At 70.5% G+C, this 22,598-nt stretch carries 26 protein-coding genes; 15 read left to right on the forward strand and 11 right to left on the reverse strand.

Annotated elements, in window-relative coordinates; all coding sequences use genetic code 11:
- Nucleotides 1–131 precede the first annotated feature (131 nt).
- Nucleotides 132–740 carry a GNAT family N-acetyltransferase gene (locus ACWIGU_RS30225; protein WP_454404873.1) on the forward strand — a complete coding sequence of 203 codons (609 nt, stop codon included), beginning with the start codon at nucleotides 132–134 and terminating at the stop codon, nucleotides 738–740.
- Nucleotides 741–779: 39 nt separating this feature from the next.
- Here the strand turns inward: ACWIGU_RS30225 and ACWIGU_RS30230 are convergent, their stop codons facing one another.
- Nucleotides 780–1,370 (reverse strand): TetR/AcrR family transcriptional regulator, encoded by a 591-nt coding sequence (locus ACWIGU_RS30230; RefSeq protein ID WP_454404874.1) that lies wholly within the window; start codon nucleotides 1,368–1,370, stop codon nucleotides 780–782.
- Between the two features lie 149 nt (nucleotides 1,371–1,519).
- On the opposite strand from ACWIGU_RS30230, the gene ACWIGU_RS30235 reads away from it, so the two are divergent.
- From ACWIGU_RS30235 to ACWIGU_RS30260, 6 genes are all read left to right on the forward strand, one after another.
- Entirely contained in the window at nucleotides 1,520–2,119 is a 600-nt protein-coding gene (locus ACWIGU_RS30235) for a dihydrofolate reductase family protein (protein ID WP_454404875.1), read from the forward strand.
- A 98-nt stretch (nucleotides 2,120–2,217) separates the two neighbouring features.
- Complete coding sequence (locus ACWIGU_RS30240) at nucleotides 2,218–2,634, forward strand: YciI family protein (RefSeq protein WP_454404876.1); 417 nt, start codon at nucleotides 2,218–2,220, stop codon at nucleotides 2,632–2,634.
- Complete coding sequence (locus ACWIGU_RS30245; RefSeq protein WP_454404877.1) at nucleotides 2,628–3,854, forward strand: RNA polymerase sigma factor; 1,227 nt, start codon at nucleotides 2,628–2,630, stop codon at nucleotides 3,852–3,854. Before ACWIGU_RS30240 ends, ACWIGU_RS30245 begins: the two co-directional genes overlap by 7 nt.
- 81 nt (nucleotides 3,855–3,935) lie before the next feature.
- Nucleotides 3,936–4,274, forward strand: coding sequence for a DUF952 domain-containing protein (locus ACWIGU_RS30250; protein ID WP_454404878.1), 339 nt, complete (start codon nucleotides 3,936–3,938; stop codon nucleotides 4,272–4,274).
- Between the two features lie 99 nt (nucleotides 4,275–4,373).
- A complete protein-coding gene (locus ACWIGU_RS30255) occupies nucleotides 4,374–5,315 on the forward strand; it encodes a hypothetical protein (RefSeq protein ID WP_454404879.1) in 942 nt (313 codons plus the stop codon).
- An 86-nt stretch (nucleotides 5,316–5,401) separates the two neighbouring features.
- Nucleotides 5,402–6,847, forward strand: a complete 1,446-nt coding sequence (locus tag ACWIGU_RS30260) for an MFS transporter (RefSeq protein WP_454404880.1) — start codon at nucleotides 5,402–5,404, stop codon at nucleotides 6,845–6,847.
- Nucleotides 6,848–6,956: 109 nt separating this feature from the next.
- Here ACWIGU_RS30260 and ACWIGU_RS30265 read toward each other — a convergent pair whose 3' ends face one another.
- On the reverse strand, nucleotides 6,957–7,793 hold the full coding sequence (locus tag ACWIGU_RS30265; RefSeq protein ID WP_454404881.1) for a hypothetical protein: 837 nt from the start codon (nucleotides 7,791–7,793) through the stop codon (nucleotides 6,957–6,959).
- Between the two features lie 105 nt (nucleotides 7,794–7,898).
- Here ACWIGU_RS30265 and ACWIGU_RS30270 point away from each other — a divergent pair, with 105 nt between their 5' ends.
- Complete coding sequence (locus tag ACWIGU_RS30270) at nucleotides 7,899–8,402, forward strand: MarR family winged helix-turn-helix transcriptional regulator (protein ID WP_454404882.1); 504 nt, start codon at nucleotides 7,899–7,901, stop codon at nucleotides 8,400–8,402.
- 118 nt (nucleotides 8,403–8,520) lie between these two features.
- On the opposite strand, the gene ACWIGU_RS30275 is transcribed toward ACWIGU_RS30270, so the two are convergent.
- The gene (locus tag ACWIGU_RS30275; RefSeq protein ID WP_454404883.1) at nucleotides 8,521–9,171 is read right to left on the reverse strand and encodes an FMN-dependent NADH-azoreductase; all 651 of its coding nucleotides are present in this window, start codon (nucleotides 9,169–9,171) and stop codon (nucleotides 8,521–8,523) included.
- 147 nt (nucleotides 9,172–9,318) lie between these two features.
- On the opposite strand from ACWIGU_RS30275, the gene ACWIGU_RS30280 reads away from it, so the two are divergent.
- Both ACWIGU_RS30280 and ACWIGU_RS30285 read left to right on the forward strand, forming a co-directional pair.
- The gene (locus ACWIGU_RS30280) at nucleotides 9,319–9,987 is read left to right on the forward strand and encodes a nitroreductase (protein WP_454404884.1); all 669 of its coding nucleotides are present in this window, start codon (nucleotides 9,319–9,321) and stop codon (nucleotides 9,985–9,987) included.
- A 115-nt stretch (nucleotides 9,988–10,102) separates the two neighbouring features.
- A complete protein-coding gene (locus ACWIGU_RS30285; RefSeq protein ID WP_454404885.1) occupies nucleotides 10,103–10,831 on the forward strand; it encodes an SDR family oxidoreductase in 729 nt (242 codons plus the stop codon).
- 323 nt (nucleotides 10,832–11,154) lie between these two features.
- On the opposite strand, the gene sodN is transcribed toward ACWIGU_RS30285, so the two are convergent.
- Nucleotides 11,155–11,550 (reverse strand): superoxide dismutase, Ni, encoded by a 396-nt coding sequence (sodN, locus tag ACWIGU_RS30290; RefSeq protein WP_356282509.1) that lies wholly within the window; start codon nucleotides 11,548–11,550, stop codon nucleotides 11,155–11,157.
- 165 nt (nucleotides 11,551–11,715) lie between these two features.
- Between sodN and sodX the strand changes: the two genes are divergently transcribed.
- Nucleotides 11,716–12,159 (forward strand): nickel-type superoxide dismutase maturation protease, encoded by a 444-nt coding sequence (sodX, locus tag ACWIGU_RS30295; protein ID WP_454404886.1) that lies wholly within the window; start codon nucleotides 11,716–11,718, stop codon nucleotides 12,157–12,159.
- Here the strand turns inward: sodX and ACWIGU_RS30300 are convergent.
- On the reverse strand, nucleotides 12,063–12,692 hold the full coding sequence (locus tag ACWIGU_RS30300; RefSeq protein WP_454404887.1) for a CGNR zinc finger domain-containing protein: 630 nt from the start codon (nucleotides 12,690–12,692) through the stop codon (nucleotides 12,063–12,065). The genes sodX and ACWIGU_RS30300 overlap by 97 nt on opposite strands.
- A gap of 91 nt (nucleotides 12,693–12,783) precedes the next feature.
- On the opposite strand from ACWIGU_RS30300, the gene ACWIGU_RS30305 reads away from it, so the two are divergent.
- Complete coding sequence (locus ACWIGU_RS30305; protein WP_356282515.1) at nucleotides 12,784–13,557, forward strand: class I SAM-dependent methyltransferase; 774 nt, start codon at nucleotides 12,784–12,786, stop codon at nucleotides 13,555–13,557.
- Between the two features lie 87 nt (nucleotides 13,558–13,644).
- Here the strand turns inward: ACWIGU_RS30305 and ACWIGU_RS30310 are convergent, their stop codons facing one another.
- The 3 genes from ACWIGU_RS30310 to ACWIGU_RS30320 are packed head-to-tail and all read right to left on the reverse strand — an operon-like array spanning nucleotide 13,645 to nucleotide 16,358.
- Nucleotides 13,645–14,397 (reverse strand): amino acid ABC transporter ATP-binding protein, encoded by a 753-nt coding sequence (locus ACWIGU_RS30310; protein ID WP_199841901.1) that lies wholly within the window; start codon nucleotides 14,395–14,397, stop codon nucleotides 13,645–13,647.
- Nucleotides 14,398–14,411: 14 nt separating this feature from the next.
- Nucleotides 14,412–15,353 carry an amino acid ABC transporter permease gene (locus ACWIGU_RS30315; protein ID WP_454404888.1) on the reverse strand — a complete coding sequence of 314 codons (942 nt, stop codon included), beginning with the start codon at nucleotides 15,351–15,353 and terminating at the stop codon, nucleotides 14,412–14,414.
- Between the two features lie 42 nt (nucleotides 15,354–15,395).
- Nucleotides 15,396–16,358 (reverse strand): ABC transporter substrate-binding protein, encoded by a 963-nt coding sequence (locus ACWIGU_RS30320; RefSeq protein WP_454404889.1) that lies wholly within the window; start codon nucleotides 16,356–16,358, stop codon nucleotides 15,396–15,398.
- A gap of 581 nt (nucleotides 16,359–16,939) precedes the next feature.
- Between ACWIGU_RS30320 and ACWIGU_RS30325 the strand changes: the two genes are divergently transcribed.
- Together ACWIGU_RS30325 and ACWIGU_RS30330 are read left to right on the forward strand one after the other, a co-directional pair.
- Nucleotides 16,940–18,184, forward strand: a complete 1,245-nt coding sequence (locus ACWIGU_RS30325; protein ID WP_454404890.1) for an NAD(P)-dependent malic enzyme — start codon at nucleotides 16,940–16,942, stop codon at nucleotides 18,182–18,184.
- Nucleotides 18,185–18,307: 123 nt separating this feature from the next.
- Complete coding sequence (locus ACWIGU_RS30330; RefSeq protein ID WP_356282527.1) at nucleotides 18,308–19,270, forward strand: zinc-binding dehydrogenase; 963 nt, start codon at nucleotides 18,308–18,310, stop codon at nucleotides 19,268–19,270.
- Between the two features lie 89 nt (nucleotides 19,271–19,359).
- Here the strand turns inward: ACWIGU_RS30330 and ACWIGU_RS30335 are convergent, their stop codons facing one another.
- Complete coding sequence (locus tag ACWIGU_RS30335) at nucleotides 19,360–20,400, reverse strand: helix-turn-helix transcriptional regulator (protein ID WP_454404891.1); 1,041 nt, start codon at nucleotides 20,398–20,400, stop codon at nucleotides 19,360–19,362.
- A 1-nt stretch (nucleotide 20,401) separates the two neighbouring features.
- Nucleotides 20,402–21,292 carry a DUF4097 family beta strand repeat-containing protein gene (locus ACWIGU_RS30340; RefSeq protein ID WP_454404892.1) on the reverse strand — a complete coding sequence of 297 codons (891 nt, stop codon included), beginning with the start codon at nucleotides 21,290–21,292 and terminating at the stop codon, nucleotides 20,402–20,404.
- Nucleotides 21,293–21,480: 188 nt separating this feature from the next.
- Here ACWIGU_RS30340 and ACWIGU_RS30345 point away from each other — a divergent pair, with 188 nt between their 5' ends.
- Nucleotides 21,481–22,329, forward strand: coding sequence for a hypothetical protein (locus tag ACWIGU_RS30345; protein ID WP_454404893.1), 849 nt, complete (start codon nucleotides 21,481–21,483; stop codon nucleotides 22,327–22,329).
- A 17-nt stretch (nucleotides 22,330–22,346) separates the two neighbouring features.
- Here ACWIGU_RS30345 and ACWIGU_RS30350 read toward each other — a convergent pair whose 3' ends face one another.
- Entirely contained in the window at nucleotides 22,347–22,529 is a 183-nt protein-coding gene (locus ACWIGU_RS30350) for a DUF6104 family protein (protein WP_019075209.1), read from the reverse strand.
- Nucleotides 22,530–22,598: the final 69 nt, after the last annotated feature.

Consider the following 22,598-nt stretch of genomic DNA (forward strand, 5'->3'; position numbering starts at 1 on the left):
CCGGAAGGAGCGCGGGGCCCGCGACGCGCGTACGGAACCGATCGCCTAGGCTGCAGCGGGCCGGCGCGTGGCGGCCGACCGGCGCAGGGACACGGCCCGTTGAGGCGGGCCGCGACGTGAGGGGGCGGGCCATGGGCGTGGCGATCCGGAGGGCCACGGAGGGCGATCGGGCGGACCTTGTGCGGCTGCTCGACGAGGCGTTCATGGACGACCCGGTGAGCGGCTGGGTCTTCCCCGGACTGGCGCACCGGCGCCGCAGGCACGCCGGACTCATGGCGGCCTTCATCGACATCTCCCTGAGTGAGGGATATGTCGACATCACCGAGGACGGTGCCGCGGCCGCGCTCTGGCTCTCGGTGCCGGCCCGGCCGGACGGCTCGGCTGAGGACGAGGACGACGACGGCCCCGCGCACCTGCGCGCCGCCGTGGACCCGGACAACGAACGGGTCGAGGAGATCGGCCGGTTGACCGCAGGGGCCCACCCGAGCGACCGCGCGCACGAATACCTGTGGATGATCGCCGTCGACCCGGCGCGGCAGGGCCAGGGCCTCGGCACCGCGCTGACGCAGCCCGTCCTCGACCGCTGCGACCGCGAGGGCACCGCGGCGTATCTGGAGGCGAGCAGCGACCGCAGCCGTGTGCTGTACGAGCGGCTCGGCTTCACGTGTACCGGCAGCGGGATCGCGTTGCCGGACGGACCGACGATGTGGCCCATGTGGCGTGATCCGCAAGGGATGTGAGCGCCTCGCTCAGGGTCCGGCCGCTCAGGGGCCGGGCGGCTACTCCTGCGGCACGATCGTGCGGACGATCCGGTCCATGAGGCCTTCGGGGACGCTCACGCCGGGCACGGCGCCGTCCAGCATCCCCGGCATCGTCAGGTGTTCCAGGATGAGCCCCAGCGTGGCGAGATAGAGCACGGTCACCGTCTCCGCGCCGCCGGGCAGCCCGCACTCGGTGTGGAACGAGATGCCGAAGTCGAGGTCGCCGCGGAGCGATTTCATGAGGGACGCGCGCAGTTCGGGCCGGCGCCCCGCCTCCAGGCGCATCTCCATCATGGCCAGATAGCCCGTGCGGTCACGCTGGGCGCGGCCGAGCAGATCGTGCATGAACGCCGCGACCAGCTCGCGGTCCCGCGGCCGCTCGAGGAGTTCCGCGACCACCGCCGGATCCGGGGCCAGCCGCTCGTGCAGCCATGCGTCGATCTGGTGCAGCAGGTCGTCCCTGCTGGTGAAGTAGTTCGACGAGGTGCCCGTGGGGACGCCCGCCGCCGCGTCCACCGCGCGGAAGGTCAGGCCGCGCGCGCCCTCGGCCGCGAGTACCTCCACCGCGGCGTTCACCAGGGCCACCCTGCGCTCCGCGTTCCGTGCCATCTGCGCGCTCCTCTTGACCGTAGGTCCGGAAACCTCTTGCAACCACTACAGATGAAGCACTATAACTGCAGTTGTTCGAGCGGGCCAGGAAGCCGAAACGGCGCGACGGCACACACGGACACCCCTGTCGTCTGCGGAAAGAGACCCACTTGCGAAAGCTCACGTACTTCGTCGCCGTGTCGATCGACGGTTTCATCGGCGGTCCCGACGGAGACGCGAACGCCTTCATGCGCTTCGTGGACGAGGAGTTCCTGGAGTTCCTCACGACCGAGTACCCCGAGACCATCTCGGCGGAGGGCCGGCGGATCCTCGGTCTGGAGCACCTGGCCAACAAGCGGTTCGACACCGTCATCCAGGGCCGGGCCAGCTATCAGGTCGGCCTCGACGCCGGCCTGACCAGCCCCTACGGGCACTTGCGCGAGTACGTCGCGGCGCGCTCGATCGAGAAGTCCCCCGACCCGAACGTGGAGATCGTCGCCGATGACGTCGTCGGGAAGATCCGCGAACTGAAGGCGCAGGACGGCGAGTTCGGCATCTGGCTGTGCGGCGGCGCGACGCTCGCCGGTGTGCTCGCCGACGAGGTGGACGAGCTGGTGATCAAGACGTACCCGCTGGTGTTCGGCTCGGGCATGCCGATGTTCGGCTCCGGCTTCGCGATCGGCGAGTTCGCGCTGGAGGAGAACCGGACCTTCGGCAACGGCGTGATCGTGCGGACGTACAGCAGGAAGAGCCCGGGGACCCCCGGCTAGAATTTTTCTCCGGGCGGTGTCGAGAACGCTGCTGCCGCTCCGACGTCTCCAGTGAAGCCGCCCGCGCCCGGCGGGCGGCGGACCGAAGGAGTGCAGCAATGAAGTACCTGATGATGGTGACAGGCACCCAGCTCGACTACGAGGCCATGGCGGGCAAGGCGTCCGAGGGCAACCCGGCCTGGGGCGAGAAGGACATCCAGACGATGTTCGCCCACATGCAGAAGATCAATGACGACCTCGCCGAGACCGGCGAGATGCTCGCCGGCGAAGGTCTGGCGGAGCCCGCGAAGACCCGGTTCGTCACTCCGGACGCGGAGGGGCGGCCCGTCATCAGTGACGGCCCCTACGGGGAGACGAAGGAGCTGCTCGCCGGTTTCTGGATCCTCGAGTGCGAGAACCTCGACCGGGTCACCGAGATCGCCAAGCGCGTGGCCGAGTGCCCCGCCCCCGCGGGCGCACCAGCCCGCCCCGTCGTGATCCGCCCCATCCTGGACAGCGGCGGCGACGTTTGCTGACCGCGTCGACCGAGGACCTGCTGCGCCGCCACGCGCCGCAGGTCCTCGGCGCGCTGGTCCGCCGCTACGGACACTTCGACGCCGCCGAGGACGCCGTGCAGGAGGCGCTGCTCGCCGCCGCACGCCAGTGGCCCGACGCCGGGGTGCCCGACAACCCGCGCGGCTGGCTCATCAAGGTCGCCTCGCGCCGCCTCGTCGACACCCTGCGCAGTGACGACGCGCGGCGCAGGCGCGAGGAGGCGGACGCCGCGCTCACCCCGCGTGACGCGTTCACGGCCCCGCCGCCCGGCGAGAGCCGCGCCCCCTGTGAGGACGACACCCTCACCCTGCTCTATCTGTGCTGCCACCCGGAGCTGACCCCCGCCGCCCAGGTCGCCCTCACCTTGCGCGCCGTGGGCGGCCTGACGACGGCCGAGATCGCCCGCGCCCACCTCGTCCCCGAGCCGACGATGGCCCAGCGCATCAGCCGCGCCAAGCAGCGCGTACGAGGCGTGCGGTTCCGCCTGCCCGAGAACTGGCGAGAGCGGCTGCCCGCCGTGCTCCAGATCCTCTATCTCATCTTCAACGAGGGGTATACGGCCACGTCGGGGCCCCAGTTGCAGCGCGCCGACCTGGCCCGCGAGGCGATCCGGCTGACCCGGGCGGTGCGGGCGCTGCTGCCCGACGACAGCGAGGTCACCGGGCTGCTCGCCCTCATGCTGCTCACCGACGCGCGCCGCGCGGCCCGTACCGACGCGGCGGGCGAACTGGTCCGCCTCGACGAACAGGACCGCACCCTGTGGGACCGCGCGGAGATCGACGAAGGCGTCGCCCTGGTCTCCCTCGCCCTCCTGCACGGACCGGTCGGCCCCTATCAACTCCAGGCCGCCATCGCCGCGTTGCACGACGAGGCGGCGCGCGCCGAGGACACCGACTGGCCGCAGATCCTCGCCCTGTACGAGCTGCTCGTGCGGATCGTGCCCGAGGGGGAGGCGATGGCCTCACTCGGCCGGGCGGTCGCCGTCGCCATGGTGCACGGCCCCGAGGCGGGCCTTGCGGAGACGGACAAGCTGGCGGACGCCCTCGGCGGGCACCACCGGCTCGCCGCCGTGCGGGGTCATCTCCTGGAGCTGGCCGGGGACCGCGACGCGGCGCGGGCGGCCTACCAGGAGGCGGCGAGCGGCACGCTCAGCCGCCCGGAGCAGCGCTACCTCCAGCTGCGGGCGGCCCGGCTCGGGTGAGGCGCGCCGCGTCGGCCGATATGCGATGCCCGCCGAGCGATCGGCTCGTGAGCCGGGCCGCGTGATCGTAGGTTGGTGCGCATGACCGAACTCCTGCACATCACCGAGCGCTCCCTGTGGGACGCGGCCCGCGCGTCCGGCGCTTACGAGATGTCCACGCGCGGCAGGTCCCTCGCCGAGGAGGGCTTCATCCACTGCTCGCTGGCGCACCAGCTCCAGAGGGTCGCCGACTTCCTGTACGGCGCGTACGATGGGCCCGACCGGCTGGTGGTCCTGGTCATCGACAGCGAGCGGGTGCCCGCGCCCGTCAGGTTCGAGGCGCCGGAGCCCGGCGCGGATGAATTCCCGCACATCTACGGGCCGTTGCCGGTCGACGCCGTCACCGAGGTGCGCGACTGGGACGGCGGGCGGGTCCGCTAAAGTCCCCCCGGTCTGCCCGTCGGTCGGACGGGCGTTCGGACTCGGGGGCGGCTCGCCCCGGGCGGGGACGGGCCGGCGTGAGCCGGCCGAGGGGGTTCGGTGCGCGCACGGCGAGGGGGCGGTCCCGCAGGGGTCGCGGCGGCGATGGCGGTGGTCCTGCTGGCGGGGTGTGACGGTTCACCGTCCGGCGGCCGGCGGACCGAGGACGGCGTTCCGGTCGTCCGCGAGGCGAAGGACCGGCCCGAACTGCCTCTGCACCGCTACGAATTCACCGCCGAGGACGACGGGGCGTTCGGCACGCTCAAGCGCGCCCAGAAGCTCCTCGCCCAGCGGTGCATGCGCGACTTCGGCTTCGCCGGCTTCCCGCGCGACCCGAAGAACCCGAATCCCGGCGCGTTGGCCATGGTGGCGGTGTCCCAGGATCTCGACGGGCAGCTCGACCTGGAGAAGGCGCGGCGCTGGGGGTACGGCTGGGACCCGGATCGGGGCGTCCGGATCGAGCCCGAGGGCCGCCGTATGACGGTCGAGGAGTCCCACGTCTACTGGGGGCACCGCACGGGCGGGGAGCGGACGGTCCTCGGCAGGCGCGTGCCCGAGGAGGGCTGCCTCGGCCGCGCGGACGAACGCCTCTACCGCGGTGTGCGGGACCTGCGCCGCACGTGGGGGTACGTCCCGCGGCGGGAGATCGTCCTGGAGAAGGCGGCCGTGAAGGACCGGCGGATGCGGCGCGTGCTCAAGGCCTGGTCGCAGTGTGTCGTGGACAAGGGGTTCAAGCGGTACGGCACCCCCGATGACGCCTTCCGCGACAAGGCGTGGAAGCGCGACAGCGGCGGCAACACGGCGCGTACGCGACGCGAGCGGGCCACGGCCGTCGCCGACGTCGAATGCAAGCGCGAACACAACACCGCCGGGGTGTGGTGGTCCGTGCTGTCCGAGCGGCAGCGGGCGGACCTCGGGCGTCACAGGTCCGCGTACGAGGCGGCACGCCGGGACCAGGAGACGGTGCGGGACAACGTCCGCGAGGTACTCGCCGGAACGTAACGGAACTGCAGTTCCCTTAGGGCCCTCCACTCTGCTACGTTTGGCATGCCTTAACGGGAACGCAGAACCATTTAAGGAGAGCCCTCATGTCGGCGCCCACACAGACCACCCCCGCGCCCGCCGTCGCATCAGCCCCGCGCATGACGGCCCGCCAGAAGCTCGTCCTCACCCTTCTCCTCGGCGCCCAGTTCATGATCGCCGTGGATTTCTCGATCCTGAACGTCGCGCTGCCCGCCGTCGGCGAGGGGCTCGGCTTCTCGCTCTCCCGTCTCCAGTGGATCGCCACGGCGTTCGCGCTCGCCGCCGCCGGGTTCACGCTCCTCTTCGGCCGCGTCGCCGACCTGGTGGGCCGCAAGCGGCTGTTCCTCGCCGGCATGGGCGTCCTCGGCGCCTCCTCACTCCTGGGCGGGCTCGCCTCCTCACCCGAAGTCCTGCTCGTGGCAAGGGTGTTGCAGGGCCTTGCGACCGCGGCCGTCACCCCGGCCGGTCTCGCCCTCCTGACCACCGCCTTCAAGGAGGGGCCGCTGCGCGAGCGCGCCCTCGGCCTCAACGGCGCCCTGATGTCCGCGGGCTTCACCGCGGGCGCCATCCTCGGCGGGCTGCTCACCGACCTGCTCTCCTGGCGCTGGGCGTTCTTCGTCAACGTCCCCGTCGCAGCCCTCGTCCTCGTCCTCGCCCCGTCCGTCATCGCCGACTCGCGCCCGGACCGGCGCCCGCGCCTCGACGTACCCGGCGCCGCGGCCGTCACCGGCGGACTCCTGCTCCTCGTCTACGGGCTCACGCAGGCCGGCGAGACCGGCTGGGGCGCCCCGGCGACCCTGGCCGCGCTGCTCGCGGGCGCCGCGCTCCTCGTCGCCTTCCTGTTCGTCGAGAAGCGGGCCGCCGCGCCCCTCGTCCCGCTCCACATCCTCAGGCGGCGCACCGTGATCTGGGGCAACGCGGCCGGGCTCATCGCCTTCGTCACCGAGACGTCCCTCGTCTTCCTGCTCACGCTCTACCTCCAGGAAGTCCTCGGCTACTCGCCGCTCGCCACGGGCCTCGCCTTCGGCGTCCTCGGGCTCGGCACGGTGATCGGCGGCACGCTCGGCGGCCGGGCCGTCGGACGCCTCGGCAACCGGACCACGATCGTCGTCGGCGGCGCCGTCCAGGCCGTCGCCACGCTCGCCCTGGTGGCGCTCGGCACGTCGGGGGCCTGGATCTGGCTGCTCCTCGCGGCCACGTTCGCCGGGGGCGTCGGCAACATGCTGGTGATCGTCGGCTTCATGGTGACGGCCACGTCCGGACTGCCCGACGAGGAGCAGGGCCTCGCCACCGGCCTCGCGACCATGATCCAGCAGGTCGGCATCACCCTGGGCATCCCGGTGATGAGCGCGATCGCCACGGCCCGCATGGGCGGGGCGACCGGCCCGCACGCGGTCCTGTCCGGAGTCTCCACGGCCGTACTCGTCAATTCACTTCTGGTGGCGGCGGGTTCGGCGCTGACCGCGCTGTTCCTCGCGCCCCGGCGCGGACAGAACAGGGCGGACGCCTGACCCCTTGGCCCTGCATGAGGGGGTCATGTCCGACCACGGCGCGATCCGCTTCCACCGGCGCCTGAGCGCCCGCGAGAAGGGCAAGGTCCGCTTCAGCCGGCCGTCCTCGTCAGACCTCGTCGGCCAGTAGCCCCCGCAGCGAGTCCGCCATCGCCGCCACGAACGCGTCGCGCGTGCCCGCGTCGACGAGGTCCAGGGACAGATACGGATTGAGGTCCTCCAATTCGACCAGGAGCAGCTCGCCCTCCGGCGTGCGGCACGCGTCCACGCGCTGGATGCCGTGGCCGACGGTGTTCCAGTCGATGAACTTCTGCGCGAACTCCCGGTCCGCGTCGGTGGGTTCGTACGGTTCCAGGACCCATCGCTCGTCCGGCCGGGGCGCGTACAGGGCGTACTGGAGAGCGCGGTCGACGAAGTAGAACGACACCTCGTACCGGAAGCGGATCCGCGGCTGGACGAGGATGCCGTCGAACTCCAGGCCGGGCAGCGCCTCGCGGGCGACGAACTCGAGGCCGATGGAGTCGGCGCCGAGCAGCGGCTTGACCACGTACTCGTCCGCCTCGGGCAACAGATGCAGATCGGCGGCGCGGGCGACGGTCGGGATGACGGGATACCCGGCGGCGGTCAGGTCGAGCAGGTACCCCTTGCCCGCCATGTCGGCCTTCCCGGACAGCGCGTTGTAGACCCGCACTCCGCGCGCGAGGGCCCGCTCGCGGAACGCGTCGTACGCGGCCTGGTAGTGCAGCACGGGCCCGCTGTTGCGCACGACGACCGCGTCGAAGCCGTCCATCAGCGCGGCGGCGTCAAGGGGATGGCACAGCGCCACGTCGAACTCCTCGCGCAGCCGCGCCGAGAGGCCGATGTCCTCGTCGCAGTAACGGCGGCCTCGGGCCGGGTATGCGAGATCGGTGACGTAGAGGATGCGGGGGCGACGCGAGCGGTCCATCCGGGCGACGCTACCTGAGCGCCCCGAAGACGCCGACAGCACCCGGCGTCGGTTAGTTGCAAGCGATACCATATTGAATGAGCGGGTGGCTGGTATTTTGTGCTTATGGCCGCTGACGTTCCTGACCGAGACGCCGCCGCGCGTGCGACCGATCGCCCTGGGGACACGTCCCCTTTTGCTCTCGGCCTGCTGCTGCGCCGGGCGCACTGGCGCGCGGCCGCGGTGATGACCGAGGCGCTCAGGCCGCTCGGCATCGAGCTGAGGCATTTCGCCGTGCTGGTCGAGCTGGTCAACCATGGGCCCACGGTGCAGCGGGATCTGGCGGCTGCGACGGGGTCGGACAAGGCCGGAATCATGCGGGTCGTGGACGACCTGGAGCGCAAGGGGCTGGCTGTACGCAAGGCCGTTCCGGGGGACCGGCGGGCGCGGGCGGTGGAGATCACGCCTCAGGGGCTCGAGCTCTTCGACGCGGCCCACGTGGCGGCGGAACCGCTGGCTGAGCGCCTGGTCCTCGAACTGGGGCCCGGCGAGTCCGCGCAGCTGACAGATCTGCTGACGCGGATCACCTATCCCGGAGGCGGAGGCGGAGGCGGAGGCGGGGGCGCGTAGCACTGCCGCGGTCGCCCCGCGTCAAGGCGTCGTCCTCACCGTCGGAGGGCGTGCGGGCGCCCAGGCGCCGTGTGACGTCCTCGGGTGAGCTGTCACACGGCGTCCACGGGCCCGGGGGTTATGCGGCGAGGCGCTCCGCGAGTTCCTTGGCCTTGGTGGTCGCGTCCTCGAACGCGCGCCGGCGGGAAGCCTCGTAGAGGGGAACCAGTTCAGACATGGCCGGGTTGCGGGGTGCCATGGTGAGTTCCGGGACGATGAAGTCGAGGTCCAGGCCGAGAGTGCCCGCGCATACGGCCTCCAGGTAGTTCTGTACGAACTCGTAGTCCTCGCGCGGGGTGCCCGGCGCGTAGGAGCCGCCGCGGCTGGCGACGATGATGACGGGTGTGCCCTGGGCGGAGGGGGTCTCGCCCGCCGTGCGGCCGAGCAGGAGCACGTTGTCCAGCCAGGCCTTGAGGGTCGACGGGATCGAGAAGTTGTACATGGGCGCGCCGATCAGGACGGTGTCCGCCTGCTCCAGCTCCTCGATGAGCTTCACGCGCGCGGCGAACGCGGCGGACTGCTCCGGGGTGCGCTCGGACGGGGCGGCGTAACCGGCGGACCAGGCGTCGGCAGTGATGTGCGGGACAGGGGTCGCGGCGAGGTCGCGGTAGATCACCGCGCCCTGCGGGTGCTGCTCCTCCCAGGTCTTGCGGAAGGCGGCTGTGACCGAACGGGACGAGGACGCCTCGCCGGGGAACACGGACGAGTCGATGTGCAGCAGCGTGGCCATGAACTTTCTCCAATGAACGGTGCCCGAGGCGAGGAACAGGGGGCGAGGATTCGTAGGCGATGATAGTTGCGCATGAGATGGTGTTGATTGATACCATCGTAAGTGTAACGAAGATGATCCCGTTGAACAGATTGGAGGAGGGTGATCATGGACGCCTACGAGGCGGTCATGAGCCGACGAGCAGTGCGCGGATTCACCGACCGGCCTGTCCCGAGGCAGGTGCTGGAGCGCGTGCTGTCGGCCGCGGCCTGGGCGCCGTCCGGCTCGAACCTCCAGCCGTGGCACGCCTTCGTGGTGACCGGCGCGCCGCTGGCCGAGATGAAGAAGCGCGTCGACGAGCGCCTGGCCGCAGGTGACCCCTGGGACGAGCCGGAGTATGAGATGTACCCGCCCGCGCTGACGTCCCCCTATCGCGAGCGCCGGTTCGCGTTCGGCGAGCAGCGTTACGGGGCACTCGGCATTCCGCGCGAGGACATGGAGGCGCGCCAGCGGGCCTCTGCCGCGAACTGGAAATGCTTCGGTGCGCCCGCCGCCCTGTTCTGCTATATCGACCGCGACCTGGGGCGGCCTCAATGGTCCGACGTCGGGATGTACCTGCAGACCGTCATGCTGTTGCTTCGCGCCGAAGGGCTGCACAGTTGCCCGCAGATGGCCTGGGCGAAGTTTCACAGGACCGTCGCGGAGGTCCTGTCACCCCCGGACGAGCTCATGCTCTTCTGCGGCATGTCGATCGGATTCGAGGACGCGACGGTGGGTGACGCCCGTACGGGCCGCGCGCCGCTGGGTGAGACGGTCACGTTCGTCGACGGTCTGTGACGCCGTCTGCCTCCTCGACTGGCCGAGGCGCCGTTTCTTGCGGCGCCCACATGGCTCCGCCCACAGATTCGTTCATATGTCACATTGCGCTTGAAATCCCCATGAAAGGCATGTCATGAAGATCGCAGTCATCGGCGGTACCGGGCTGATCGGGTCGCAGGTCGTCAAGAACCTGAACGCTGCCGGGCACGAGGCGGTACCGCACTCGAAGTCCAGTGGAGTCGACGTCATCAGCGGCCAGGGAGTGGAAGAGGCGGTGGCGGGAGCCGATGCCGTCGTCAACCTGACGAATTCCCCGACCTTCGACGAAGCCTCCCGGGCCTTCTTCCAGACCTCGATGGACAACCTTCTCGCCGCGGCCCACAAGGGCGGCGTCGGCCACTTCGTCATCCTCTCGATCGTCGGCGTGGACCAGGTGCCGGAGCTGGACTACTACCGGGCCAAGGCGCTCCAGGAGAAGCTCCTGATGGACGCGTCGGTTCCCTACTCGGTCGTCCGGGCGACGCAGTTCATGGAGTTCATGGATGCCGCTCTGTCGTGGACGGCGGACGGCGACACCGTACGGTTGCCGGCCACACCGATCCAGCCGATCGCCTCCAAGGACGTGGCCGACGAGGTGGCACAGGTCGCCGCAGGTGCCCCGCTGAACGGCATCCGCAACATCGGCGGCCCCGAGATCTTCACCCTGGACGAGCTGGGCCGCGTCACCCTGTCCCACAAGGGCGACAACCGCACCGTCGTCACCGACCCCACCGCCGGTATGTTCGCCGCCGTCAAGGGTGACGTCCTCACTGACAAGAACGCTCACCTCGCCTCCACGCGCTACGCCGACTGGCTCTCCTGACCCGCTCGCGGCTCCCGCGGACGCGGCGGTCGTCTCGCCGGATCAGGCTTGCGAAGAGGCGAGTTGCTCGGCCTGCCGGAGACCGCCAAGTCCCGGCGCGCTGTCCCCGTCGTCGCGGTGAGCGAGCGTCAAACAGGTCCAGTTGGTCCGCGGTCACGCCTGTGGCGTCATCGAGTTGCGGATATGCGCCCATCTGTGGCGGGGCGCAAAAAAAGACCGCACCCGGACCGTCATGGACGCCGTTCTCGGCGGCCTGCGGGCCGGGTGCGAACCGGTAGACCTGGCGACCAAAGAAGTCGCAGGTCAAGCGGCGTGATCGAGGATCAGGCCTTCTTCGTCTCCCAGAAGATCTTGTCGATCTGGGCGATGTAGTCCAGAGCCTTCTGGCCCGTCGCCGGGTCGCTCGACGCCTTGGCGGCCGAGAGGGCCTTCAGGGTGTCGTTGACCAGCTGGCTCAGCTCCGGGTACTTCTCGAAGTGCGGCGGCTTGAAGTAGTCGCTCCACAGCACCGACACGTGGTGCTTGGCGAGCTCGGCGCGCTGCTCCTTGATGAGGATGGCGCGCGTCTGGAACTGGGGGTCGTCGTTGGCGGCCATCTTGTCCTGGACGGCCTTGACCGACTCCGCCTCGATGCGGGCCTGGGCCGGGTCGTACACGCCGCAGGGCAGGTCGCAGTGCGCGCTGGCCTTCACCTTGGGGGCAAACAGGCGGGAAAGCATGTAGCTGTCCTTCCTCGTGATCGTCTTCTCAGGTGGGACATTACTCCGTGGCAGAGGGGTTTTCTCGGGTGCCCCCATGGGCTTAGGACAAAAGTCCGGGGCGAGACTGGGACTGGTGGAGGATGGGACCGGACGACCGGCGGGCGGAACCGGGGAGGATGTCTGATGCCTGAGACGGCGGAGGAGACGCGGGAGGCCAGGGTGCCGTTTCAAATCATCGAGGTGGACGGGCCGTCCATGGTGCCCACGCTGTATCCCGGCGACTGGATGCTCGTGCAGCACGGCGCGCGGGTGCGACCGGGGGACGTGGTCATCCTGCGGCACCCCTTCCAGCAGGATCTGCTCGTGGTGAAGCGGATCTCCGAGCGGCGGGAAGGGGGTTGGTGGGTGCTCGGCGACAACCCCGACGCCGGCGGCGACAGCGAGGTGTACGGGGCGGTGCCCGACGACCTCGTGCTCGCCAAGGTGCGCGGGCGCCTGCGCCGCCGCAAGCCGTGGGTGGAGGGCGAGCGTCAGCGGTCCGTCGCGGCCGTGGCCGCCTGGGCGTTCTCGGCGCTGCGGCCCGTGCTGTCCGACCGGTCCGCCTCGGCGCGCTTGCGGGCGCGGTAGGCCGCCACGTTCGCGCGGGTCGCACATCGGTCCGAGCAGTAGCGCCGGGAGCGGTTCGTCGACGTGTCCAGGTAGGCGTTGCGGCACGGCGACGCCTCGCACAGGCCGAGGCGGTCCACGCCGTACTCCGTGAGGTGGAAGGCGAGGCCCATCGCGGCGATCGCCGCGTATCCCGCTGTCGCGTTCGACGGGTGGTCCGCGAGGTGCATGTGCCACAACGGGCGGCCGTCGTCGTCCCGGTGGTCGTGTCCGGAGATCTGCGGGCTCACCGGGAACTCCAGGAGGAGCGAGTTCAGCAGGTCGACCGCGAGGGTCTCGTCGCCGCCGTCCGCCGCCTCGAAGACCGAGCGCAGGCGCGCCCGTACGCCGCGGAAGCGGGTCAGGTCGGCGTCCGTGGCGCGCCGGGCCGCCGACTGGTTGGCGCCGAACAGGTCGCGCACCGCCTCGACCGTGGTCAGGGAGTCCTTGCCACGACCCGGCTCCTCGCTGTTGACCAGACGTACGGCGTAGTCCGAGTAATAGGCCAGTTCCACTTGTAGTCCTTACCGGGGCGGTCTATCTTCGTCAGTGACGGGAGTAATGGCTGCTCTTGCTTCGAGGGTATTACGTACGGGAGGGTTCTCGATGACGGGATCTACGGAAACCGCAGGAGTCACCGCCGACTGGCGCGCCTGGCAGGACAGCTGGGACCGGCAGCAGGAGTGGTACATGCCCGACCGCGAGGAGCGGCTGCGGGTCATGCTCGACATGGTGGAGGCCTTCGCCGGGCCCACGCCGCGCGTGCTCGACCTCGCGTGCGGTACGGGAAGTATTACGGACCGGCTCCTGAAGAGGTTCCCCGGAGCCACCAGTGTCGGCGTCGACCTCGACCCCGCGCTGCTCGCCATCGCCGAGGGCACGTTCGCGGACGACGACCGCGTCACCCTCGTGACCGCCGACCTCAAGGACCCGCACTGGGCCGCGCGGCTGCCGCACACCTCGTACGACGCCGTTCTGACCGCCACCGCCCTGCACTGGCTGCACAACGAACCGCTCGCCACCCTCTACGGACAGATCGCCGGCCTCGTCCGCGACGGCGGCGTCTTCATGAACGCCGACCACATGATCGACGACACCACGCCCCGGATCAACGCCGCCGAACGCGCCCACCGCCACGCCCAGATGGACCGCGCCAAGGCCTCCGGCGCCCTCGACTGGGCCGAGTGGTGGGCCCTCGCCGCCAAGGACCCGGTACTCGCCGGACCCACGGCCGAGCGCTTCGAGATCTACGGGGAGCACGCCGACGGCGAGACCCCGTCGGCCGACTGGCACGCCCGCACCCTGCGCGCCGCCGGGTTCGGCGAGGCCCGCCCCGTCTGGCGCTCGCCCTCCGACGCGCTGGTGCTCGCGGTCAAGTAGCCCTGCGGACAAGCGCAGACGCGCATACGGGAGGGGGCGGTGCGGACATGGTGTCCGTACCGCCCCCTCCTTCATGCGTACGCGGAGCTACAGCACCTTCGACAGGAAGGACTGCGTGCGCTCGTGCTGCGGGTTCGTCAGGACGTCGCGCGGGTGGCCCGACTCGACGACCACGCCGCCGTCCATGAAGACGAGGCTGTCGCCGACCTCGCGCGCGAAGCCCATCTCGTGCGTCACGACGATCATCGTCATGCCGGACTCGGCGAGGTCACGCATCACGTCGAGGACGTCGCCGACGAGCTCGGGGTCGAGGGCCGAGGTCGGCTCGTCGAAGAGCATCAGCTTCGGGTCCATCGCGAGCGCCCGGGCGATGGCGACGCGCTGCTGCTGGCCGCCCGACAGCTGCGAGGGGTAGTTCCCCGCCTTGTCGGCGAGGCCCACGCGCTCCAGGAGCTCGCCGGCCCGCTGCCGCGCCTGGGACCGGGACTGGCGCTTGACCTGGACCGGCGCCTCCATGACGTTCTCGAGAGCGGTCAGGTGCGGGAAGAGGTTGAAGCGCTGGAACACCATGCCGATGTCCCGGCGCTTGAGCGCGACCTCGCTGTCCTTGAGCTCGTAGAGCTTGTCGCCCTTCTGCCGGTAGCCGACCAGCTCGCCGTCGACGTAGAGCCGGCCGGCGTTGATCTTCTCCAGGTGGTTGATGCACCGCAGGAACGTCGACTTGCCGGAGCCGGAGGGGCCGATGAGGCAGAAGACCTCGCCCTCCTTGACCTCCAGGTCGATGCCCTTGAGGACCTCGACGTTGCCGAAGGACTTGTGGACGCCCTCGGACTTCACCATGGCGTTGGTGGACATCACGCGGCTCCCTTCAGCCGGCCGAGGGACAGCACGTTGGCCCGGATCTTCTGGAACGGCGTCGGAGGCAGCGAGCGGCTGGAGCCGCGGGCGTAGTAACGCTCCAGGTAGTACTGGCCGACGCTCAGGACCGACGTCATCACCAGGTACCAGGCCGCGGCCAGGAAGAACATCTCCACCGGTGCGCCGGAGTTCTGGCCGATGTCCTGGGCGTAGCGGAAGAGTTCGTAGAACTGCACCGCCGACACCAGCGAGGTCGTCTTCAGCATGTTGATGACCTCGTTGCCCGTGGGCGGCACGATCACCCGCATCGCCTGCGGGATCACGATCCGGCGCAGGGTCTTGGAGTGGCTCATGCCGAGGGCGTGCGAGGCCTCCGTCTGGCCCTCGTCGACCGAGAGCAGACCTGCGCGGCAGATCTCGGCCATGTACGCGGCCTCGTTCAGGCCGAGTCCGAGCAGCGCCGTCAGGAACGGCGTCATGAACGAGGACCAGTAGTCCTTGTAGATCGGGCCGAGGTTGATGTACTCGAAGACCAGGCCCAGGTTGAACCAGACGAACAGCTGGACCAGGACCGGCGTACCGCGGAAGAACCAGATGTAGAACCAGGCGATCGACGACGTCACCGGGTTGCGCGACAGGCGCATCACGGCGAGCAGGACGCCGCCCGCCACGCCGATGATCATGGAGATCGCGGTCAGCAGCAGGGTCTGGCCGACACCCTTGAGGATGCGGCTGTCGAAGAAGTAGTCAGGGATCGCGCCCCAGTTGATCTTGCCCTGGGCGAACGCGTAGACGATCGCGACGAGGACGGCGATCGCGACGACCGCGGCCACATAGCGGCCGTAGTGCCGGACCGGGATGGCCTTGATGGCCTCGGGTCCCGCCTTGGGCGTCGGGACGTCCTCGGGCCCGTCCGTCTTGTCGATGTCAACAGACACGGGTGTTGCCTTTCAAACGGCTGGGTGACGACAGGGACGCGGTCACTTGCCGCCGTTGACGGTGGCTTCCTTGACGGAGCCCGCCTCGACGCCCCACTTCGCGATGATCTTCTCGTACTCGCCGTTCTTGATGACGGCGTCGAGCGCCGCCTTCAGGGCGTCCCGCAGCTGGGTGTTGCCCTTGGCGACCGCGATGCCGTACGGGGCGGCCTCGACCTGCTCGCCGACGAGCTCGAAGTCCTTGCCGCCGCCCGCGGTCTTCACCGCGTACGCGGCGACCGGGAAGTCGGAGGAGCCGGCGTCCGCGCCGCCCGAGCGCAGCCGGGTCTGGGCCTGCTGGTCGTCGTCGAAGGACTCGATGGCGAGCTTCTTGCCGGCCGGGCACTTCTTCGCCTGCGCCTTGGCCAGGTCGTGCGAGACCGTGCCGCGCTGGACGACGATCTTCTTGCCGCACAGGTCGTCCCAGGTCTTGATGCCCTGGGTCTTGCCCTTCGGCGTGTAGATCGAGACGCCCGCGTCGAAGTAGTCCACGAAGTCGACGCCCTCGCCGACCTTCTTGCCGGTGTCGGAGTCGACACCGTTCTGCCGGTCCTTGGTGTCCGTCATCGCCGACATCGCGATGTCGTAGCGCTTGGAGCGCAGGCCCGTGATCAGGGTGTCGAACGTGCCGTTCTGGAACTCGAACTTCACGCCGAGCTGCTTGCCCATGGCGGCCGCGAGGTCGGGGTCGATGCCCGCCGTGTTGCCGGACTTGTCCTTGAACTCGACCGGCGCGTACGCGATGTCCGAACCCACCGTGATGACGCCCTTGTCGCGGATCTGCTTGGGGAGCTTGTCCGCGAGCGGGGCGCTCTTGGTGGAGTCGGCGGGCCCGCTCTTGTCCTTGGTCTGGTCACCGCAGCCGGACAGCAGCAGAGTGCCGGCGACCGCGATCGCGCCGACCACGGCAATCCGGGACTTCGCGGACTTCGCTGCGGTCGAACGACGGGTGGTGCTTGCGGTCATTTCTGGTTCCTCCGGCAGGGTGAGGGAGTAGCCGATGCAGAGATCCGGCACACATCTTCGAGTGTTGCGACCTCGTGTGATTACGGCATCTTGCCATTCGGACCAGGTCATTCAGGGGCCCTGCTATGTCAAAATCGGATAACGGGTTATCCCCCTGCCGCTCCCGGACCCCGACAGGCCGGTACATCGCGCCACCGGGCGAGCGAACATCTGCGGCGACAGCGCCGTCCGGCCGGAAGATCTGCGGCCACGCGGGCCGCGTCTCACCATGTGAGCGACGCCCCGTCGGCGTTGAGGCCGGCTTGAGGTCGGGCCCCTAATATCCGGATCCTCGGCTATGAGTCATGTCACCGCGCTGTGATCGATCACAAATGGACTCGTCCGGGGTGGCGTCCTTCAGGTAAGAAGGTTCTTTACACCCCTCATCCGGGGCTCAGGGCGCGCGTGCGGCGCGCCCATCGCGTACTGACCCGTACGAGTGCAAGACACCCGACATGTGGGTCATACGCGGTGCCCGCCCGTTCCTCAACCAGGAGCGGACCCACCCTCAACTGATGATTAAGACTTAAGGGGTCATACAAGTGGCAGCGGAGATCGTCAATCCTCGCAGCGACGCCGGTTCCGGCCAGGCCAGTGCGGGCCCGGCGCATACCGGCAACGAAAGCACCGAAGAGCCCTTCGATCCGGCCTTCGCGCTGCACCGCGGCGGCAAAATGGCCGTGCAGGCCACCGTGCCGGTGCGCGACAAGGACGACCTGTCCCTGGCGTACACGCCGGGTGTCGCGAAGGTGTGCTCCGCGATCGCGGAGAATCCCGAGCTCGTCCACGACTACACGTGGAAGTCGTCCGTCGTGGCCGTCGTCACCGACGGCACCGCGGTGCTCGGCCTCGGGGACATCGGTCCCGAGGCGTCCCTCCCGGTGATGGAGGGCAAAGCGATCCTGTTCAAGCAGTTCGGCGGCGTCGACGCGGTGCCGATCGCGCTCGGCACGACCGACACGGACGAGATCATCGAGACCGTCGTCCGGCTCGCTCCCTCGTTCGGCGGTGTGAACCTCGAGGACATCTCGGCGCCGCGCTGCTTCGAGATCGAGCGCAGGCTGCAGGAGCGGCTCGACATCCCGGTCTTCCACGACGACCAGCACGGCACCGCCGTGGTCACGCTGGCGGCGCTGAAGAACGCGGCCAAGCTCAGCGGACGCACGCTCGGCGAGCTGCGCGCCGTGATCTCGGGCGCCGGCGCGGCCGGTGTCGCCATCGCCAAGTTCCTCCTCGAGGCGGGGCTCGGCGACGTGGCGGTCGCGGACCGCAAGGGCATCGTCAGCCGGGACCGCGAGGACCTCACGGACGTCAAGCGCGAGCTGGCCGAGCTCACCAACAAGGCCAACATCACGGGTTCGCTCGAGACGGCGCTCGCCGGCGCGGACGTGTTCATCGGCGTCTCCGGCGGTACGGTCCCGGAGCCCGCGGTCGCCTCGATGGCGCCCGGCGCCTTCGTTTTCGCGATGGCCAACCCGAACCCCGAGGTTCACCCGGACGTGGCGCACAAGTACGCGGCGGTCGTCGCGACGGGGCGCTCCGACTACCCGAACCAGATCAACAACGTCCTCGCCTTCCCCGGCATCTTCGCCGGTGCCCTTCAGGTGCGGGCGTCGCGGATCACCGAGGGCATGAAGATCGCGGCGGCCGACGCGCTCGCCGACGTGGTCGGTGACGACCTGGACGCCGGGTACGTCATCCCCTCGCCGTTCGACGAGCGGGTCGCTCCCGCGGTGACCGCGGCCGTCGCCGCCGCCGCGCGCGCCGAGGGCGTCGCCCGACGCTGATCACGCCGCAGGCCCCGACCGCGCCCCGTGCGCCACGGATCGACTCCGTGGGGCACGGGGCGCGGCGCGTGTCACAGCCCTACGGTGTTCCGCGCGGCTCCGCGCGGACCTAGGGTCAAGGTCATGTTCGCTGCCTACGCCGCCCGAATCGACCGTGACCAGCCGCTGAACGGCCTTGAGTTGGGGGATCGCCCGGCCCCCGAGGCCCGCCCCGGCTGGACGACCGTGAACGTCAAGGCCGCCTCCCTCAACCACCACGACCTGTGGTCCCTGCGCGGGGTCGGACTCGGTGAGGACAAGCTCCCGATGATCCTCGGCTGCGACGCCGCCGGGATCGACCAGGACGGCAACGAGGTCGTCCTGCACTCCGTCATCGGCCAGGCCGGTTACGGGGTCGGGCCCCGGGAGGGCCGGTCCATCCTCACCGAGAAGTACCAGGGCACCTTCGCCGAGCAGGTGAGCGTGCCCGAGTGGAACGTACTGCCCAAGCCGAAGGAGCTCAGCTTCGAGGAGGCGGCCTGCCTGCCGACCGCGTGGCTGACGGCGTACCGGATGCTGTTCACCAACGCCGGTGTGCGGCCCGGTGACTCCGTGCTCGTGCAGGGCGCCGGCGGCGGGGTCGCCACGGCCGCGATCGTCCTCGGTAAGGCGGCCGGTCTCAAGGTCTTCGCGACCAGCCGCGACGAGGCCAAGCGCAAGCGCGCCCTGGAGCTCGGCGCCGTCGAGGCCGTGGAGTCGGGTGCGCGGCTGCCGCAGCGGGTGGACGCCGTCATCGAGACGGTCGGCGCGGCCACCTGGTCGCACTCGATCAAGTCGCTCAAGCCCGGTGGCACGGTCGTCATCTCCGGCGCCACGAGCGGGGACCGCCCCTCGCACGCCGAGCTGACCCGTGTCTTCTTCCTGGAGCTGAAGATCGTCGGCTCCACGATGGGCTCGAAGGACGAGCTGGAGGACCTGCTGTCGTTCTGCGCGGCCACCGGTGTGCGTCCCGTGATCGACGAGACGCTCCCGCTGGACCGCGCCCGCGAGGGGTTCGAGCGGATGGAGGCCGGCGGCCAGTTCGGCAAGATCGTGCTGACGGTCTGACCTCGCCCGGCCTCGCCCGGCCTCGGCGGGCCTGTGCGGGTCGAGGGGCGGCGCCCCTCGACCCGCATCGCCGAGGCCCTCACCGCGGGTCAGCCCTTGGGTGCCTGGAGGGAAGCCCCGATGTGCGCCGCCGCCTCCGACAGCCGGCTCCTGGCCTCGCGGAGTTGATCCTCCGTCACCCCGTGGTCCCTGGCCGCGTCGCGGATGTCGTCGCGGAAGCGGTCGAGGAGGCGGTCCAGATCGCGGGCCGGGTCACCGGTCGAGTCCTCGTGGGTCCACGACGGCAGATACTCCGCGGGGATGTCCCCATGAGTGACCCGCACCTCGGGCCCGGCGCTGTCCGAACGGGCCGCGCCGCCCGTCTCCTTGCCGAAGTACTTGCCGAAGTCGCCGAACTCCTTGGCCAGTTCGGTCAGGCCCTCCCGGACCCCCGTGGGCCAGTCGCCCTGCGTGAAGTGGTCCTGGACCTGGTCCTGCACCCGCTGCGCCAGACGCTGGACCTGCTCCTGCGCCTGCTCGCGCGCCTGCTCCTGCGCCTCCTTGGCCTGCCGGCGCGCCCGCTGGGCCTCCTCGCGGGCCCGACGGCTCTCGTCCTTCGCGCGCCTCGCCTGCTCCTTCCACTCCTGCCGGGCGCGGCGCAGCTCCTCCTTGGCCGCGCGCCACGCCTCCTTGTCCCCGAAGTCCTGGAAGTCGCCGAACGGGCTCTGCCGCTCGCTCTTGCGCGTGGTCGCACCCGACCCGTTCCTCGCCTCCGAGGCGGCCGCCCGCATCTCGCGGCGCAGATCGCCCGCCGCGCCCCGCACGTCGTCCCGGATCTCGGCGGCGAGCTCCGCCACGGACTCGCGGATCTCCAGCTCCAGGTCGGCCAGCTCACCGCTGCGGTCGGCCAGCTCGGCGCGGCCCGCGTCGGTGATCGAGTAGACCTTTCTGCCGCCCTCCGTGGTGTGCGTGACCAGGCCTTCGGCCTCCAGCTTCGCCAGGCGCGGGTACACCGTGCCGGCCGAGGGCGCGTACAGGCCCTGGAAGCGTTCCTCCAGGAGCCTGATCACCTCGTACCCGTGGCGCGGGGCCTCGTCGAGCAGCTTCAGGAGGTACAGGCGCAGGCGGCCGTGGGCGAAGACGGGGGGCATGTCAGAGCACCTTCTTGTCGGCCGGGCCGCCGGAGGCGGCGTCAGTGGCGGGGGAGTCCTCGGCGGGGGGCTGCGTGTAGTCCTCCGCCGGAGGCCGCCGCAGGAGCGCGATCGATCCGGAGACCGTCGTCGCCTTGAGCTTTCCGCGGCCCGTGCCGAGCCTGCCCGTGATGCTCTTGGCGCCCCAGTGGCCGCCGACCCGCAGATCCTCGAAGGCGTTCGACACGGCTCCGCTCGCCGTGTTCGCCTCGACCTCCGCGTCCGCGGGGTGCGGGAGGCGGATCGCGATCTCGCCCGAGACGCTCGTCAGGTTCACATCCGTCGCCCGGTCGGCCGGGTCGAGGTCCACGATCATCGAGCCGCTCACCGATTCGGCCCGCACGCGGGAGCCCGCGCCCTCGACGACGGTCAGGTCGCCGGACACGGAGTTGAAGCGCAGGTCGCCCGTGACCGCCTGGGCCTCGAGATTCCCGGAGACGGTGTCCGTGCGCACGTCGCCCGCGACGCCGACCAGTGTCGTGTCACCGGTGACGCCCTTGACCTCCGTACGCCCCTGTATCCCGGAGACGACCGCTCCGGCGCCGACGACGCCGACCTCGACTCCGGTGCCCGCCGGGACCGCCAGGGACACGACCGCGCTGCGGCGCCAGCCCTTGCGGTCGAGCCACTTGAGGAAGCCCTTCCAGGGCAGGTCGTCGTACGCGACGGTCAGCACGCCGTCCGCCAGGGTCACCTGGAGCGGCGGGCCCTCGATCCCGGACACCTCGAGGCGGGCGGAACCTTCGTCTGTGCCCACGACGTTCACCGTTCCGTTGACGATGCGGACGTGGAGCGTCGTCACGGGCTCGTCGAAGGCGAGCTTGCGGGGCTCTGCCACGGACCACTCGGGCATGGTGCGACCTCCTCGGCGGGACGGTTCGGGAGCGAACGCGTTGTATCGCACCCTCGTGAGACACGATATATCGCGGATACGGAAAGTCAAGACAGTCGCGACTGGATTCCGTCGTACCGGTCATCCCACACAGAGGCATCCAGGGCATACAGGGGCTGAATCCCGCGAACTGACCTAGCGTTGGCTCCATGCCGTCCGACGCCACCGCCGACTCCGCCGGCACCCCCGCCCCGCAGGCCAGGGCCGCGGGAGCGCTGCTGCTCTGCCGCGCCGACCCCGCCACCGTCGGCCCCGCCGCACAGCTCCTGCGCGAACGCATGCTCCTCGCCCAGGCAGGACCCGGGTGGAGCGTCCTGATCCCCGAGGGCAAGCCCTGGCTACACGGCGGCGAACGGGTCGACAGCGTCCTCGCGGGCTGGGCAGCGGCCCTCGCCGTCAGCGCCCCCTGGCCGGTGCTCGCCCTGTGGTGGGACGCCGAACACAGCGGCTACACCCTCGCCTCCGGGTTCCGCCGCCCCGTCGGCTACGTATGGCTGGCGAACGGCACGCCCGTCGGCGAGGACGAGGCCATGCGCACGTTCGCCGCACGTCTCGGCCTCGACCCCGTCCTGGACATGCAGTCGCTGGAGGCACTCACCCGGCTCGACAGCGCCGCGGACGCCCGCGCCCGCCTGCTCGGCCTGCTTGCGGTCCTCACGCGCGCGGGGCTGACGCTCCCGCCGGGCATGAACCCCGGCGAACCCGCCGACCGGCTGCGCGCGGTCGCGCGCGTGCAGCCCGGCGCCGAGCACATCGTGTGGTCGGGCTGGCGGGACGCCGTACGCGCGGAACTCGACGTCGTCGAGCGCAGCGCCATGGGGCCCTGGCTGCGCGGCCCCAAGGCGCGCACAGCGGCGGTGGGCCAGCTCGCCGTGGGCATCCCGCTCACCGCCTGGGGCCTGCGCCGACGCGGCATCGGCTGGGCGGTCGCGGGCGCGCTCCTCGTCGTGCACGGCGCGCTCGGCCTCGCCTACGACCGGCTGCGCGCCTGGGACTGAGACCTGCCCGGGACCTGCTACTCGTCGTCGTCCTCGTCGTCGAGCCGTGCCAGCCAGGTCGCCAGCCGCTCGACCGGCACCTCGAAGTCCGGGTTCAGGTCGACGAACGTGCGCAGCTGCTCGGCGAGCCACTCGAAGGTGACCTCCTCCTCGCCGCGCCGCTTCTCCAGTTCCTCGATGCCGCGGTCGGTGAAGTACATGGGCCAGTCGCTCCTGGGGTGATACGGACGTGGGGCCCGGGACGATGTCCCGGGCCCCACAATCGTACG

The sequence above is a fragment of the Streptomyces sp. NPDC055400 genome, assembly GCF_053644375.1.